This is a genomic window from Embleya sp. NPDC001921 (genome assembly GCF_053594475.1).
This window is the reverse complement of the sequence record NZ_JBSFEO010000031.1, coordinates 44,053-58,755: the sequence shown is the minus strand read 5'-3', so window position 1 is coordinate 58,755 and position 14,703 is coordinate 44,053. Positions and strand designations below refer to the sequence as shown.

Annotated in this window: 12 protein-coding genes; 6 read left to right on the top strand and 6 right to left on the bottom strand. The window is 73.4% G+C overall.

Annotation, left to right across the window (positions count from 1 at the left end):
- The first annotated feature begins 102 nt into the window (after positions 1–102).
- Positions 103–1,227, top strand: coding sequence for a septation protein SepH (sepH, locus tag ACWCPW_RS31335; RefSeq protein WP_395859883.1), 1,125 nt, complete (start codon positions 103–105; stop codon positions 1,225–1,227).
- 87 nt (positions 1,228–1,314) lie between these two features.
- On the opposite strand, the gene ACWCPW_RS31330 is transcribed toward sepH, so the two are convergent.
- Positions 1,315–2,157 carry a sulfurtransferase gene (locus ACWCPW_RS31330; protein WP_449764931.1) on the bottom strand — a complete coding sequence of 281 codons (843 nt, stop codon included), beginning with the start codon at positions 2,155–2,157 and terminating at the stop codon, positions 1,315–1,317.
- A 109-nt stretch (positions 2,158–2,266) separates the two neighbouring features.
- On the opposite strand from ACWCPW_RS31330, the gene ACWCPW_RS31325 reads away from it, so the two are divergent.
- Complete coding sequence (locus ACWCPW_RS31325) at positions 2,267–3,046, top strand: VOC family protein (protein ID WP_449764930.1); 780 nt, start codon at positions 2,267–2,269, stop codon at positions 3,044–3,046.
- Positions 3,047–3,468: 422 nt separating this feature from the next.
- On the opposite strand, the gene ACWCPW_RS31320 is transcribed toward ACWCPW_RS31325, so the two are convergent.
- From ACWCPW_RS31320 to ACWCPW_RS31310, 3 genes are all read right to left on the bottom strand, one after another.
- Positions 3,469–4,635, bottom strand: a complete 1,167-nt coding sequence (locus ACWCPW_RS31320) for an alkaline phosphatase family protein (RefSeq protein ID WP_449764929.1) — start codon at positions 4,633–4,635, stop codon at positions 3,469–3,471.
- A complete protein-coding gene (locus ACWCPW_RS31315; RefSeq protein ID WP_161365428.1) occupies positions 4,632–5,219 on the bottom strand; it encodes a DUF5998 family protein in 588 nt (195 codons plus the stop codon). The genes ACWCPW_RS31320 and ACWCPW_RS31315 overlap by 4 nt, the downstream gene beginning before the upstream one ends.
- Before the next feature lie 584 nt (positions 5,220–5,803).
- Positions 5,804–8,536, bottom strand: a complete 2,733-nt coding sequence (locus ACWCPW_RS31310; RefSeq protein WP_449764928.1) for a bifunctional acetate--CoA ligase family protein/GNAT family N-acetyltransferase — start codon at positions 8,534–8,536, stop codon at positions 5,804–5,806.
- A 123-nt stretch (positions 8,537–8,659) separates the two neighbouring features.
- Between ACWCPW_RS31310 and ACWCPW_RS31305 the strand changes: the two genes are divergently transcribed.
- Both ACWCPW_RS31305 and ACWCPW_RS31300 read left to right on the top strand, forming a co-directional pair.
- Positions 8,660–8,998 (top strand): VOC family protein, encoded by a 339-nt coding sequence (locus tag ACWCPW_RS31305; protein ID WP_449764927.1) that lies wholly within the window; start codon positions 8,660–8,662, stop codon positions 8,996–8,998.
- Between the two features lie 30 nt (positions 8,999–9,028).
- Positions 9,029–10,039, top strand: coding sequence for a pseudouridine-5'-phosphate glycosidase (locus ACWCPW_RS31300; RefSeq protein ID WP_449764926.1), 1,011 nt, complete (start codon positions 9,029–9,031; stop codon positions 10,037–10,039).
- 77 nt (positions 10,040–10,116) lie between these two features.
- Here ACWCPW_RS31300 and ACWCPW_RS31295 read toward each other — a convergent pair whose 3' ends face one another.
- Entirely contained in the window at positions 10,117–11,412 is a 1,296-nt protein-coding gene (locus tag ACWCPW_RS31295) for a four-carbon acid sugar kinase family protein (protein ID WP_449764925.1), read from the bottom strand.
- Between the two features lie 210 nt (positions 11,413–11,622).
- Between ACWCPW_RS31295 and ACWCPW_RS31290 the strand changes: the two genes are divergently transcribed.
- A complete protein-coding gene (locus tag ACWCPW_RS31290) occupies positions 11,623–13,350 on the top strand; it encodes an AMP-binding protein (RefSeq protein ID WP_449764924.1) in 1,728 nt (575 codons plus the stop codon).
- Positions 13,351–13,394: 44 nt separating this feature from the next.
- Here ACWCPW_RS31290 and ACWCPW_RS31285 read toward each other — a convergent pair whose 3' ends face one another.
- The gene (locus ACWCPW_RS31285) at positions 13,395–14,093 is read right to left on the bottom strand and encodes a hypothetical protein (RefSeq protein ID WP_449764923.1); all 699 of its coding nucleotides are present in this window, start codon (positions 14,091–14,093) and stop codon (positions 13,395–13,397) included.
- A 176-nt stretch (positions 14,094–14,269) separates the two neighbouring features.
- Between ACWCPW_RS31285 and ACWCPW_RS31280 the strand changes: the two genes are divergently transcribed.
- Entirely contained in the window at positions 14,270–14,689 is a 420-nt protein-coding gene (locus ACWCPW_RS31280; protein WP_449764922.1) for a hypothetical protein, read from the top strand.
- Positions 14,690–14,703: the final 14 nt, after the last annotated feature.

The window sequence follows — 14,703 nt, the reverse complement described above, 5'->3', positions numbered from 1 at the left end:
TCGGCCAGTCAGGTAATAAATCCGACACGCCGGACAACTCGGTCAGGTTGTGGCCACGCCGAGGCTGGGCAGGTCACACTCGTAGCGGGAGCAACGACGCAGGTGACGTCGGCAGGCACCACCCGGGAGGTCCCCATGCCCGAACTGCGTGTCGTGGCCGTCAGCAACGACGGCACACGGTTGGTGCTGAAGGCTGCCGACGGCACTGAGTACATGTTGCCCATCGACGAACGGCTCCGTGCCGCCGTCAGGGGCGACCGCGCCAGGCTCGGCCAGATCGAGATCGAAGTCGAGAGCCAGCTCCGCCCGCGTGACATCCAGGCCCGGATAAGGGCCGGTGCCACCGCGGAGGAGGTCGCACAGCTCGCCGGAATCCCGGTGGACCGGGTGCGGCGTTTCGAGGGCCCGGTCCTCGCCGAGCGCGCCTTCATGGCCGAACGCGCCCGCAAGACCCCCATCCGTCGGCAGGGCGAGAGCACCGGCCCGCTGCTCGGCGAGATCGTCACCGAGCGCCTGCACCTGCGCGGCGCGGACTCCGAGTCCGTGCAGTGGGATTCGTGGCGACGCGACGACGGCAGCTGGGAGATCCTGCTGCTCTACCGCGCCGACGGCGAGATGCGCTCCGCGAGTTGGAGCTTCGATCCGCCCCGGCGCCTGGTCACCACCAACGACGACGAGGCCCGTTCGCTGATCGGCGAGCACCCGGCGGCGTCCGAGACCCCGTTCCCGTTCCGACCGCGCCTGGCCACCATCCCGCGCGAGAGCGACGACGACGCGATCACCAGCCTGCTCGACGCCGTCCCGGGCCTGCGCGGCGAACCGCAGACCCAGTCGGCCTCGCCCGGCCCGATGCGCATCGACGTCACCGCGCTGGCCGAACGCCCGCGCGTGGGCAGCATCGAGCGCGCGGAACGGGCCGAGCGCCCGGAGCGGATCGAGCGCGTCGAGCGTCCCGAGCGGATCGAACGCGTCGAGCGGTCGGAACGCCCGGAGCGCGCCGAACCGATCGAGGAAGAGGAGACCCAGGCCCCCGCCGCGGCGGCGGGCGCGGGCAGCGCGTACGAGAACGTCCTGGTGCCGCGCGGCGTGGTCGGCCCGCACCGCGAGCGGCTGGTCGGCAGCACCGACCGCCAGGCCGAGGCCGACGGCGTGCGTCCCGGTCGCCGGGCGACCGTGCCCAGTTGGGACGAGATCGTGTTCGGCAGCAGGCGCAAACGCCGGGAGTGATCGACGGATACGACCGGAGCCGAGGGTCCGCACGGGGCCCTCGGCTCTTCTCGTGCGCTCGACGCCGTGCGCCGCGGTCCGGGCCCGCTACTCGCCGGTGGCCACCGGGCGTTCCGGGTCGGTGATCCAGTCGCTCCAGGAACCGGCGTACAGCGCGGCCGGCACGCCGGCCAGCGACAGCGCGAGCACCTCGTGCGCGGCGGTCGCGCCGGAGCCGCAGTACGCGGCGACCCGGGCACCGTGCACCGCGCCGCGGGCCGCGAAGTACTCCTTGAGCTCGGCGGGTTCGTGGAAGCGGCCGTCGGCGTGCGTGTACTCGGTCGCGGGCGCGCTGACCGCGCCGGGGATGTGGCCGGCCTTCGCGTCGATCGGCTCGGTCTCGCCCCGGAAGCGCTCGGCGGCGCGCGCGTCCAGCAGCACCCCGCCCGCGGCCACCAGAGCCGCGGTCTCGTCCGCGTCCAGGCGCGTCATCCCGCCCGGGCGCGGGACGAACGCGCCGGGTGCGGCGGGTTCCGGCACCACGTCGGTGACCAGGTGCCGCTCCGCCGTCCAGGCCGCGAAGCCGCCGTCGAGCACGCGCACCCGGTCGTGGCCGAAGTAGCGCAGCAGCCACCACGCCCGCGCCGCGGCGACGCTGGGCCCACCGTCGTAGACGACCACGTCGGTGGTCGGGCCGATCCCCAGCCGGCGCATGCTCGCGCCGAACGCGGCCGGCTCGGGCATCGGATGCCGGCCGCCGGCCCCGCCGGGGGTGTGCGGCCCGGACAACTCCGCGGCGAGGTCGACGAAGCGGGCGCCGGGGATGTGGGCGACCCGGTACGCCTCGATGCCGGGCGGGCCGCCGAGTTGCCACGTGACGTCGAGCACCAGCGGCGGCGACGAACTGTCCAGGGCGGCGGCCAGGTCGGCCGCCTTGATCAGGGAACTCATACCGGCATCCTGCCGCGTGCGGCGGCCATCGACGAGCACATGTCCGATCCGGGTGGCAGCATCGATGGCGGATCGTCCCGAATTGTCGGCATCTGTCGAGGAGGCATCGATGAGCGAGTGGACCTCGCGATATCCCACCGGCGTGCCCTGCTGGGTGGACCTGGGCGTCCCCGACGTCGAGGCCGGACTGGCCTTCTACCGCGGCCTGTTCGGCTGGGAGGGGGAGGTCGGGCCGGCCGGGATGGGCCGATACACCACCTGCACGCTCGGCGGTCGCCCGGTCGCCGGCCTGATGGGCCGCGTGCCCGGACAGGAGGGCCCGGTCGCGTGGACCACCCATCTGGCGGCGGACGACGCGGACGCGGTGATGCGACGGGTCGGCGCGGCCGGCGGCACGGTGGTCGCGCCGCCGACGGACGTGTCGACGTCGGGCCGTACGGCGGTCGCCGCCGACCCCACCGGCGCCGTGTTCGGCGTGTGGCAGGCGGGCGACCACAACGGCGCGGGCGTGGTCAACGAGCCCGGCGCGGTGGTGTGGAACGAGTTGTACACACCGGACAGCGCGCGGGCCAAGAAGTTCTACACGGCGGTCTTCGACTTCACCTACGAGGACATGTCCGACGCCGACTTCGACTACGCGACGTTCCACGTCGGCGGTGTCCTGCGCGGCGGCATGGCGGGCGCGCGGAACGGCCCGCCGGCGCACTGGGCCGCGTACTTCGCGGTGCGCGACGCGGACGAGACCGTCGACCGGGTGGACAGCCTGGGCGGCAAGGTGCTGCGCGGCCCGGAGGAGTCGCCGTACGGCCGACTGGCCGCGGTGCGGGATCCGCAGGGCGCGGTGTTCAACGTGATCGCGGTGGCCTCGAATCCGAATGATCCGCAATAGTCCGTCCGGCCCGAATCCGCCTGCGGGAGTGCCGGGTTCGACCCGCCACTCCGACCGAAACCACTCCACCCTTGAATCAAACGGGTGACGTAGAGTCGAGCGTGACGGGCTCCCGTCCGGAAACGGGGTCCGGGATCGGCGGGACCCGTGCGCCTACGTACACACGGATCACGTCGCCCGCGGCCTTCCTCGGCCGGGAGACGCATCTTCTTCGTCCCGACCATCGAGGGGGTCCATTTCCATGGGCAAGCTGTTCAAGATCGTCCTGTTGCTCGCCGCCGCCGCGGGCGTCGCCACGCTCGTCGCGTCGAAGCGGCGCAACCAGGCCTGAACCGGCCCGGGTTCATCGAAGGGACGGCCTCCATCCGGAGGCCGTCCCTTCGGCGTGAGCGGGAAGCCCGACGGGGGATGGAAGACACGCCCTAGGCGCGCGCCTCCAGCAGCGGCACCAGTTGCTCCGCCGACGTCATCGAGCCGTGCACGCCGGTGAGGCGGGATTCGCCCGGTTCACGGCGGGAGGCGACCACCGCGATGTCGCCGAAGGCCGCCGCGACGATGTCGCCGACGCGGGCACGGACCCGGTCCTCGACGACCGGGCCGAACCAGCCGGACTCGATCGCCTCCTCGCCGGTGACCACCCACATCTGGTCGCCGAGCATGTCGTCCCAGATCGCGTGCACGTCCCGGGCCGCACCGGGGCGCGTATAGACGTGCCGCGCGCGGGACTCGCCGCCCAGGAGGGCGACGCCGGCGGACAGGGCGGGATCGGTGTCCACGTCGATCCGCTGCTCGGGCGCCACGTCGACCATGCCGTGATCGGCGGTCACGTACAGGACCGAGTCGGCGGGCAGCCCCTCGGCCATCGCCCGCGCGACGTCGTCGATCCGGCGCAGCTCGGCGCGCCACTCGGGTGAGTCGACGCCCATGCCGTGGCCGCAGCGGTCGAGTTCGCTCGCGTAGGTGTACACCAGCACGGGTCCCGGTTGGGCGAGTTGTTTGTGCACGCCCTTGACCCTGGGCGCGCCGAACTCGGCGCCGATGTAGCGACCGCCGCCCAGCACCGCCCTGGTCAGCGGCGTGTGTTCGAACATGCCGTCGTTGACCTGCGCGACGGTGATCCCGGCGGCGGCGGCCCGCTCGAGCAGGCTCGGGTACGGCTGCCAGTCCCGCGGGCGGATGTCGCCCACCCAACGCAGTTGGTTCATCAGCCGGTTCTCGCCGGGCACCGCCACCGAGTAGCCGACCAGGCCGTGCACGCCCGGGGTGAGCCCGGTGCCGAACGACGCGAGGCTGGTCGCGGTGGTCGCCGGGAAGCCGGCCGTCAGCGGCCGGCCGCTGCCCGCGAACGACGTCTCCAGGAGCGAGTACAGGTACGGCGCCTCGACCGGATGCCCGCGCAGCAGGTCCCAGCCCAGGCCGTCGATCAGGAACACACACGCGGCGCGCGCGGGCGCGAGGCCGAGCGTGTTCTCCTCTCCGGGCATGCCGAGGGAGGCGGCTATCGAGGGCATCAGGTCGGACAACGCCCCGGTCCCGTAGCGAGGCAACGGGACCGGGGGTTGTTCGTCGAGCCAGACGGAGGCACTCACTGGTTGATGCCGGCCACTGCCTCGGACAGCGCGCGGGCGAAGGTGAGGGTGCGCTCCACCGCTTCGGGGCCGTCGGCGGCCTCGCTGACCCGCAGCGAGAGGTCGTCGGCGGTCAACGAGCCGGTGTAGCCGTGGTCGACCTCACAGTTCGGGTCGGCACACCCGGCCGGTTCGAGGTCGATCCGGCCGACCGCGCCCCACCCGATGGTGAGCACGGCCTCGCGGGGTGGAGCTCCCGGGACGTATTCGGCGGGGTTGCCCACGACGCGACTGACCACGACCGACTCGAGGCGGTCGATCCGCACGGTCTCGGTGGACGTCGTCGCGTAGGGAGTGGGCGACGTGTCGTCGGGTGCGTGTTCGTCGGTGTGGCTGACCAGGAAGCGGCCTGGCGTGAGCACCAGAACGGTGATGTGGCGGCGGACCTCATTGGAATCGAACGTGGTCTCCTGGTGCACCAGGAAAGCGTCGACCGGCTCGGTGCCGATCGTGGACTCGACCGCGTCGGCAACGAGGCTCGGGTAGTAACCGCTGCGCTCGATGGCCGTGCGCAGCCCCTGGGTCGAGGTGGTGGTCTTAGCCATACCCCCATCCTGGCACCTCCAAGGGCACACGTGCGCCATCCGCCCCGTCCGAAGGTGGGGTTGCGCACCTGCCGTTGCCAAATGGTGACGGTTTGTCGATGTAATGACAGGACCGAACGGGTGAGGTGGATGCGCACTGTTGGTGCGGTATCCACGGATCGCCACCGTGCGCCTTCCGTGCGCCCTCCCGGTGGACGCCTCGGCGGGGTTGACTCGTCTCCTGAGAGGACCGCCGGGGCAACAGGGACGCGCCGTCGACACGGTGGCACCGACGGAACTCTCGCGACACTCGCGCCCTCGAGGGAGGGAACGAGTGACACCGCCTCACCGCCGGGGACACTCGGGGAAACGACCGGCGCGGGGCGGCCTGGTCCGGACAGCGTCGAACGGCATGAATTGCGCGGCCATGTGGAGGGCAGGCGCGGAGGGGCATGCCGCGGGGCGGATCCGGCCTGGAGCCGCCGCCGTACGTAGGTGCCACAGCTCGGGGTGGCATGTGGGTACGGCGGCGGTTCCGCGTGTCCGGACGACTTCCGCCGGGATCCGCCGGGATCGGTGCGCCGCTGACCGCGCCGCGGGGCCGGCTACGGGCGGGACAACGACCTGGGGCCGAGGTCGGTGCGGGCCGGTGGGCGGGACAGTCGGATCTGCGCGCCGAGCACGTGCGCGCCCTCCGCCGCCACGATCACCGGGTTCAGTTCGATGGACGTGACCTGGGGCAGGTCGTCGGCCAGCCGGGACAACCGGGACAGCACGTCCTCCAGGGCCGGCACGTCCACCGGGCGCGCGCCCCGGTAGCCGAACAACATCGGCGCCGCCCGCACCTCGCGGACCAGATCCGCCACGTCCTGATCGGTGGCGGGCACCAGTCGGTGGGCGACGTCGCCCAGCAGTTCGGTGGCCGGGCCGGCCAGGCCGAAGGACAACACCGCGCCGAACGACTCGTCGTAGGTGAGCCCGAGCACGGTGGCGATGCCGTGCGGCGCCATCGGCTGCACCACCAGCCGGGCCTGGTCCGGGCCGCCCAGGCGGGTGGTCATCTCCCGGAACACCCGGCGCAGCCCCGCCTCCGCGCCGATGTCCAGGCGTACCCCGTCCACGTCCACGCGGTGCCGCAGATGTTCGGCGATGGTCTTGAGCGCGACCGGATAGCCCAGTTCGGTCGCCGCGCGGACCGCCGCGTCCTCGCTGTCCACCCGCACCGCGGGCAGCAGTTCGACGCCGTAGCAGGCCAGCAGGTCGGCGGCGTCCGCCGGGGACAGGCCCACCGCGTCCGCGGCCCCGAGGCGGGCGCGGACCAGCGCCCGGGCCTGATCGGTGCGTACCTCGGGGTGTTCGGGCACCGATCCGGTGGGCCGCCGGCGCCACGCGGCGTAGCGCACCACCTCGGCGAGCGCGCGGACCGCGTTCTCCGGGGCCGGATAGGAGGGCACCGAGCCGAGCGCGGGCACGCCGTCCGCGTCCAGCCGGCGCAGTTGTGTGGGCAGCCCCTCGTGCGCGAGGTAGGTGGTCAGCAGCGGCTTGCCGATCTGTGCCGCGTGCCCGGCCATCTCCGCGATCGCGCTCGCCACCTCGTCGCCGGAGGTGGTCAGCGGCGGGATGAACACGGTGATCACCGCGTCCGTCTCGGCGCAGGCCAGCGCGTCGGCGAGCGCGTCGCGGAAGTCGTCGGCGGTCGCGGAGGTGGTCAGGTCGACCGGGCGCCGGGGCCGCAGGCCCGCGCTCGCGCACGCGTCCTGGGTGAGCAGGCCCAGCGAGTCGGAGTTGCCGATGATCGCGATCCGGTCGCCGGCGGGCAGCGGTTGGTAGGCGAGCAGTTGGCCCACGTCGAAGAGTTCGGCGACGGTGGGCACCCGGATCACGCCCGCCTGGCGAAACAGCGCGTCGACCGCCGAGTCGGGCAGTGTCAGCGCGCGGGTGACGTGCCCGAGTGGGACGCCCTGGCTGTGCCGCCCGGACTTGACCGCGACCACCGGCTTGGCCCGGGAGACCCGGCGGGCGAGCCGGGTGAACTTGCGCGGGTTGCCGATCGATTCCAGGTGCAGGAGCACCACGTCGGTGGCCGGGTCGTCCTCCCAGTACTGCAACAGGTCGTTGCCGGAGACGTCGGCGCGGTTGCCCGCCGACACGAACGTGGAGAGCCCGATCCCGCGGCTCACCGTGGACTCCAGGATCGCGATGCCCAGCGCGCCCGACTGGGCGAACATGCCCACCCGGCCGCGGCGCGGCATCCGCGGCGACAGGCTCGCGTTGACCCGCAGGTCCGGGTCGGTGTTCAGCACGCCGAGGCAGTTGGGTCCGATCACCCGCATCCCGCGCCGGCGCGCGGCGCGGACCAGGCGCCGCTGCCGCTCGCGGCCCTCGGGACCGGTCTCGGCGAAACCGGAGGACACCACGACCAGACCGTGCACCCCCTTGCGTCCGCACTGTTCGACCACCTGCTGCACCGCGTCCGCCGGGACCGCCACCAGCGCCAGGTCCACTCCCCCGGGAATGTCCAGCACCGAGGCGTAGGTCGGCACGCCGTCGATCGGCTCGCTGCCCGCCTTCGGGTTGACCGCGTACACCTCGCCGGTGAACTCGCCCGAGCACAGGTTGGCCAGGAGCGTGTTGCCGACCGTGCCCTCGTGCCGGCTGGCGCCGATCACCGCGACCGAGCGCGGGGTGAGCAGCCGGGCGATCGAGCGCGCCTCGGCGCGGTGTTCGCGCCCGAGCATGACCCCGAGCGAGGTCTCGGTGGGCGCGAGTTCCAGGGTGAGCCGGACCACGCCGTCCTCGAACGCGGACTGCTGGGTGTAGCCGGCCTCGGTGAACACCGTGACCATGCGACGGTTGGAGGGCAGCACGTCGGCCACGAAGCGCCGGATGCCGCGCTCGCGGGCCACCGCGGCGATGTGTTCGAGCAGGACCGACGCGACGCCCCGGCCCTGCTGGTCGTCCTGGACCAGGAAGGCCACCTCGGCGGTGGAGGAGCGGCCCTGCGGGCCGGTGCGCACCGCGCGTCCGTCCGGGCCGATCCGGTCGTAGCGCACGATCGCGACCATCTCGTCGCCGACGAACAGGCCCAGGCCGACCCGGTCGACCCAGTCGTGCGTGGTGAAGTGCCGCACGTCGCGGTCGGACAGCCGGGGGTAGGGCGTGAAGAAGCGCAGGTACTTCGACTCGGCGGAGACGCGCGCGTAGAAGTCGACGAGGCGACCGGCGTCGTCCGGGCCGACGGGACGCACGTGGGCGGTGGCGCCGTCGCGCAGGACGACGTCGGCCTCCCAATGCTCGGGCGGCTTCGGCGGCGGACCTGCGGTGTCGGTGGGCTCCACGTTTGCGAGGCTAGCCCCTGCGACGCGTCGCCGGCGGATTCGGGGCGCCCCGACTCGGTGGGTGTCCGTCGCGCCTGATAGACCATCAGATACCGTGCCCGGTCTCGCCGCAGGAGGTAACCCATGTCCGCCAAGGGCCTGTCCGCCGCTTTCCCCGTCGCCGACATGGCCGCGGCGGTGCGCTTCATGACCGCGGTGCTCGGTACGGAACCGACCTTCGTCGACGGCGAGCGCTGGGCGCAGTTCGACGTGAACGGCGGCCGGCTGGCGCTGGCCGGCACCGACCGCGAGGGCGAGTCGGCCTCGGTGATGGTCAAGGTGGCCGACCTCGAGGCGGCCCTGGCGCCGCTGCGCGAGGGCGGTTTCACCGTGGGCGAGTCGGTCGAGGGACCGCACGAGGTGCGGGTACAGGTGACCGGGCCCGACGGCTGGGCCGCCGTGTTGTACCAGCCCCGACGCTGACCACCGGTCGCGACGGGACGGCGGATTGCCATGATCATCGGAGTGTCCGAGCGCCGGGGCGAGGCCGAACCGGCGCGGCCCGGCGCGTATGCCCTGCCGCTGCCGCTCGCGCCCGGTAGCGTCCTACCGGTGAACGGCTTGCGGATCCTGCCGGAGGTCGCGGACGCGCTCGCCGCGGGCCGACCCGTGGTCGCCCTGGAGAGCACGATCATCGCGCACGGGCTGCCGCGCCCGGACAATCTGCGGATCGCCCGCGAGATCGAGGGGCGGGTCCGGGCCGCGGGCGCGGTCCCGGCGACGATCGCGCTCGTGCACGGCCGACCGTCGATCGGGTTGGACGCCGAGACGCTCGAGTTCGTCGCCACGTCCCCGGACGTGCTCAAGGCCGGGATGCGCGATCTGGCCCTGGTCGCCGCCCGGGGCGGGCACGCCGCGACCACCGTGGGCGCGACCGCGCACCTGGCGCATCAGGCGGGCATCCGGGTGTTCGCCACCGGCGGCCTGGGCGGGGTGCACCGCGAGGCGCGGGAGAGTTGGGACGAGTCGGCGGATCTGATCGCGCTGACCCGCTGCGGGCTCACCGTGGTGTGCTCGGGGGTCAAGTCGATCCTGGACGTGGGCGCGACGCTGGAGCGGCTGGAGTCGCTGAACGTGCCGGTGATGGGGTTCGGCACGCACGCGTTCCCGGGGTTCTACCTGGCCGACTCCGGCCACCGGCTGGAGTGGCGGGTGGACACCGCGGACGAGGTCGCCGACGTCGTGCGCGCGCACGAGGCGCTCGGGCTGGGACGCAACGCCCTCGTGGTGGCGAATCCGGTGCCGCGCTCCGACCAGGTCGACCCGGACCTGCACGATCGGGTGTTGCGTCGGGCGCTGGCCGCGCTGGCCGACAGCGGCGTCCGCGGCAAGGCGGTCACCCCGTTCCTCCTGGACGTCTTCCACCGCGAGACCGGCGGCGCGAGCCTGAACGCGAACATCGCCCTCATCCTCAACAACGCCGACTTGGCCGCCCGCATCGCCCAGGCCCTGACCATCGCCTGAGCGGCCGACCGGGCGCCGGCGCCGCGGCCTCCGGGCCGATGCCGGCCGGGCGGGGCGGCCGTCGCGGAGTGCGTGTCCTACCACCGTCCCGCGTCGATCTGGGACGTCGTGACCGCCGCCGGCGAGGCCGTCCGGACGGTGGAGCTCATCCGCAGGTGCAACACGCAGGCCACCGCCGCGTGCGGGTCTCCCACCGAGCCGCCCTTCGCGGCGAACGGCAGCCCGTCGTACGGCCCGCCGACCAGTCGTCCGGCCGGCACCAGCGGTTGCACCTCGGTCTCCACCGCGAGCCCGTCCGCGCCGAGCGCGATGCACACCGCGCCCGCGATGTCCCCGCCCGTCGCGTACACCCCCGCGAACGGCGCGGCGGCCAACGCGCGCCCGACCGCCTCACCGAGCAGCACCGGAAGCCGGGCGGCGACCACCGGATCCGCCCGGTCCGGGACGAGCGTGCGGATCCCGGCCAGGGGTGTGCCGGTGCGGGCCAGCGCCACCAGGTCGGCGGCGACCCGGACCGGATCGGGCGCGTCGCCCACCTCCAGCCACCGCGCGCCCAGTCGGCGCCGGGTCCAGGCGATCTGCTCGCGGCCGAGCGGGCTCAGGCTGCCCGCGACGCCGAGCACGGGTCGACCGGTGGGCACCGTGCCCAGCGCGCTCGCCAGCGCCGCGCCGAACGGCCCGGGATCCACCGGCAGCCAGCGCGACTCGCCCGCGAGCGCGCCGGCCGCCGCGGCCAGCGCGAGCGCCTGCACATCGGCGTCGGTGATCGCGTCGCAGACCAGCACCCGGGCGTTCGGATCGCACAGGGCCCGGACCAGGCCGGGCGGGTCGCCGCGCACGACGTCGAGCGGGACGTGCGCGATCGACCGATCGATCGTGTCGAACGCCTCGATCACGGCCGCGGACGTCACCGGGCCGAACGCGTCGCGGGCGACCTCGCCGTCCGCGACCGGGACGCCGTGCGTGTGCTCGACGCCGGCCGCGACGGGCGGGCCGGCATCGGGACGGGCCGGCACCACCAGCGCGCGCACCGGCGGCCCGGGACGGGCGTCGAGCACGTGCAGCAGCGCGCCGGTCTCCGCACCGGGATTGCCGCGCAGCGTGCCGTCCACGCGCTTGCCCACCAGCGGCGCGTCCGGGAACACCGACGCCCCCGCGACCACCCGCCGCGCGGCCTGCACACCGGGCAGGTGCCGGGTGGCCAGATCGAGCACGAGTACATCCGGCGCGCCGGCGCACGCCCGAGGCGGACCGCCGGTGACCAGCGTGCGCATCCCCCGCCGGGCGAAGCGCACCGCGGTGGCGTTGGCGCCCGTGAGGTCGTCGGCGAGGACGAGCACGCGCGGGCCGGATCGCCCCGTACTGTCTGTCAATTACCGTCCCGAATGTCGGATCAAGATCATCTTTGTGCGCTTGTTTCCGTAGCCTCCCGGAGTCTTGCGGGCCGGCGCCGCGACGGTCAACGTGAGGGGCCCGGAGCCGGTCGTTGACCGCTCGAACGGGTGATGCGAGGGTGCGTTCCTGCACCGATGCAGCGGTGCTGCGGTAAGGCGACACCGCACGACAGACGGAGGAATTCGGCGATGACGGGTGCGACCGAGGCGTTTCGCGCAGCGCGCGACTTCCTGCTCGAACACCGTGAGGACCAGCCCACCGCGTGCCGGGACTTCCCGCGTCCCGAACCGGCCGAATTCAACTGGGCGCTCGACTGGTTCGATCCGAACGCGCGCGGCAACGACGCCACCGCGCTGTGGATCGTGGCCGAGGACGACACCGACGCCAAGGTCTCCTTCGACGAACTGGCCCGGCGCTCCGACCGGGTCGCGTCGTGGTTGCGGGCGCGCGGGGTGCGGCGCGGCGACCGGGTGTTGCTGGTCCTGGGCAACCGGGTCGAGTTGTGGGAGGCGATGCTGGCCGCGATGAAGCTCGGCGCGGTGATCATTCCGGCCACCACGATGCTCGCGCCCGCCGATCTGACCGACCGGGTCACCCGCGGCGACGTCGCGCACGTGATCGCCGAGTCGGCGGTGACCCCGGGCTTCGCCGAGGTGCCCGGCGACTGGACCCGGATCGCGGTGGGCGAACCGACGCCCGGCTGGCTCGCGTTCGCCGACGCGCACGACGCGCACGAGGCGGCGGAGGAGGCGTTCGTGCCGGACGGGCCGACCGCCGCGACCGACCCGCTGCTGCTGTACTTCACCTCCGGCACCACCGCGCAGCCCAAGCTGGTGGGCCACACCCAGGCGAGCTATCCGATCGGGCACCTGTCCACGATGTACTGGCTGGGCCTGCGGCCGGGCGACGTGCACCTGAACATCTCCTCGCCCGGCTGGGCCAAGCACGCCTGGAGCAATTTCTTCGCTCCCTGGAATGCCGGCGCCACGATCCTGATCGTGCGTCAGGAGCGGTTCGCCGCACGCCCGTTGCTGGACACCATGGTGCGCTGTGGGGCGACCTCGTTCTGCGCGCCGCCGACCGTGTGGCGGATGCTGGTCCAAGAAGACCTCGGCGCGTGGCACACCGCGCTGCGCGAGGTGATCGGCGCGGGCGAGCCGCTCAACCCGGAGGTCATCGAACAGGTACGGACCGCCTGGGGGTTGACCATCCGGGACGGCTTCGGCCAGACCGAGACCACCGCGCAGATCGGCAACGCGCCCGGACAGCAGGTCCGGCCGGGCTCGATGGGTCGGCCGCTGCCCGGGTACACCGTGGCCCTGGTCGACCCGATCTCCGGCGAGGTGGTCGCCGGCGAGGGCGCGGAGGGCGAGATCTGCCTCGACCTCGCGGCGCGCCCGCTGGGTCTGATGACCGGTTACCTCGACGACCCGGAGCGCACGGCCGAGTCGATGCGCGACGGTTTCTACCACACGGGCGACGTCGGCACCCGGGACGCGGACGGCTACATCACCTATGTGGGCCGCTCCGACGACGTGTTCAAGGCGTCCGACTACCGCATCTCGCCGTTCGAGTTGGAGAGCGTGCTGATCGAGCACGACGCGGTGGCCGAGGCCGCGGTGGTGCCCTCGCCGGATCCGGTGCGGCTCGCGGTGCCGAAGGCGTACGTGGTGCTCGCCGCCGGGCACGAGCCCACCCGCGAGACCGCGCTGTCCGTGCTGCGGCACGCGCGCGAGGTGCTCTCGCCGTACAAGCGGATCCGCCGGATCGAGTTCGCGGAGCTGCCCAAGACCATCTCGGGCAAGATCCGCCGGGTCGAACTGCGGGGTCGTGAGCGCGAGTTGCACGAGGGCGACCTGGCCGGACGGGGCGCGCTGGAGTGGTTCGAGGAGGACTTCCCGGAGCTCAAGGGCTGACCGGACCGGGGCCGGGCCGCCACAGGCCCGGCCCCGGAACGCGCTCAGATCTTGCCGGCGACGATCTTGGCGATCGCGATGTGCTGCGTGCGCGGGAGGCCCTTCGCGGCGGGCGCGAGGGACACGTGCACCTCGACCAGCAGGTCGGTGCCGCGCGGCTTGACGAAGTAGACCTCGGGGACCGCGGGCGCCGGATAGGCGCCGTCCCCGGCCACGTACAGCGTCGGGAACGCGCCGAGATCGGTGATCGGCTTCCCGTACTTGGAGGCGTCGTTCTTGGCCGCCACGCTCTCCGCGGTGCCCGAGAGCCTGCTGCTCTGGGTGAAGTACTGCACGGTCAGCAGCGACGAGTCGCCCGGGCCGTAGTAGCGGCAGCTGTGCAGCGTGGGGTCGTTCTTGGTGCGCGGAACCTCGCTGCCCAGCACGCCCTTGAGTTCGGCGGGCGTGAGCAGGTTGCAGAAGTCCTTGGCGCCGACATCGACGGTGCCGCCGGGCTTGCCGGTGTCCGGCGCCGTGGCGGGCGCGGTGCCCTTGCCCCCGCCGGGCTGCGTGGCCGGCGCGCCGCTCGCTCCTCCGGTCGCTCCTCCGGTCGAGCCGCCGCCCGCCTGGGGCGCGGCCGTGGCCGGGTCCTTCTTCTTGTCGTCGTCGCCCTTGACCTTGTCGACCAGGCCGCATCCGCTGGACAGCGCGATGACGGATGCGGCGATCAACAGGCCCGGTACGGCAGGCTTGCGCAGGTACAACGTGGTTCTCCATCCCCGTGGGGCGACCGGCGCCTCCTCCACCCCCGTGGATGCGTGACGGAACGTCACGACGGCGCAGATCGCTCGATGTTGCCGGTGCGTGTGTGCGGCAGAGCGAGGCTAATGCACGAAATGGATGACCGCTGAAGTGTCGCGGGAGCGATACCGTGACAGCCGTGACGACTACGCCGAGTGAATCCGACGGACTCGTACGCGCCGCGACGTTCGGTTGGGGCGGGGCCCGGGCCGCGCTGGGTGTGGTCGCGCTGCTCGACCCGGTGCGGGTGTCCCGACCGTGGATCGGCGACGACGCGGACCGCACCGGCGCGCTGGTCTTCGCCCGCGCACTCGGCGGACGCGACCTCGCACTCGGCGCCGGCGCGATGTTCGCGGCCGGCCGCGGCGAACCGATCCGCGCCTGGGCGCTGGCGGCCTCCGCCGCCGACCTCGGCGACACGCTCATCACCTACGCGTACCGCGGGCGGCTCCCGCGCGGACGGCGGGCCTTCATCGCGGGCCTGGCCGGGGGCTCGGCCGTGATCGGCGTGGCCCTGGCCCTCGCCGAGCGGGGCCGGGCCCGCCGGGGTTCGTCCTAGGGAGACGCGGCCGG

Excerpts from the sequence above, each read along its gene's own strand:
- ACWCPW_RS31305 (WP_449764927.1), top strand. The coding sequence starts at position 8,660 with ATGTCCGCCAAGGGCCTGTCCGCCGCTTTCCCCGTCGCCGACATGGCC.
- ACWCPW_RS31330 (WP_449764931.1), bottom strand. The coding sequence starts at position 2,157 with ATGAGTTCCCTGATCAAGGCGGCCGACCTGGCCGCCGCCCTGGACAGT.
- ACWCPW_RS31325 (WP_449764930.1), top strand. The coding sequence starts at position 2,267 with ATGAGCGAGTGGACCTCGCGATATCCCACCGGCGTGCCCTGCTGGGTG.
- ACWCPW_RS31300 (WP_449764926.1), top strand. The coding sequence starts at position 9,029 with ATGATCATCGGAGTGTCCGAGCGCCGGGGCGAGGCCGAACCGGCGCGG.
- ACWCPW_RS31315 (WP_161365428.1), bottom strand. The coding sequence starts at position 5,219 with ATGGCTAAGACCACCACCTCGACCCAGGGGCTGCGCACGGCCATCGAG.
- ACWCPW_RS31290 (WP_449764924.1), top strand. The coding sequence starts at position 11,623 with ATGACGGGTGCGACCGAGGCGTTTCGCGCAGCGCGCGACTTCCTGCTC.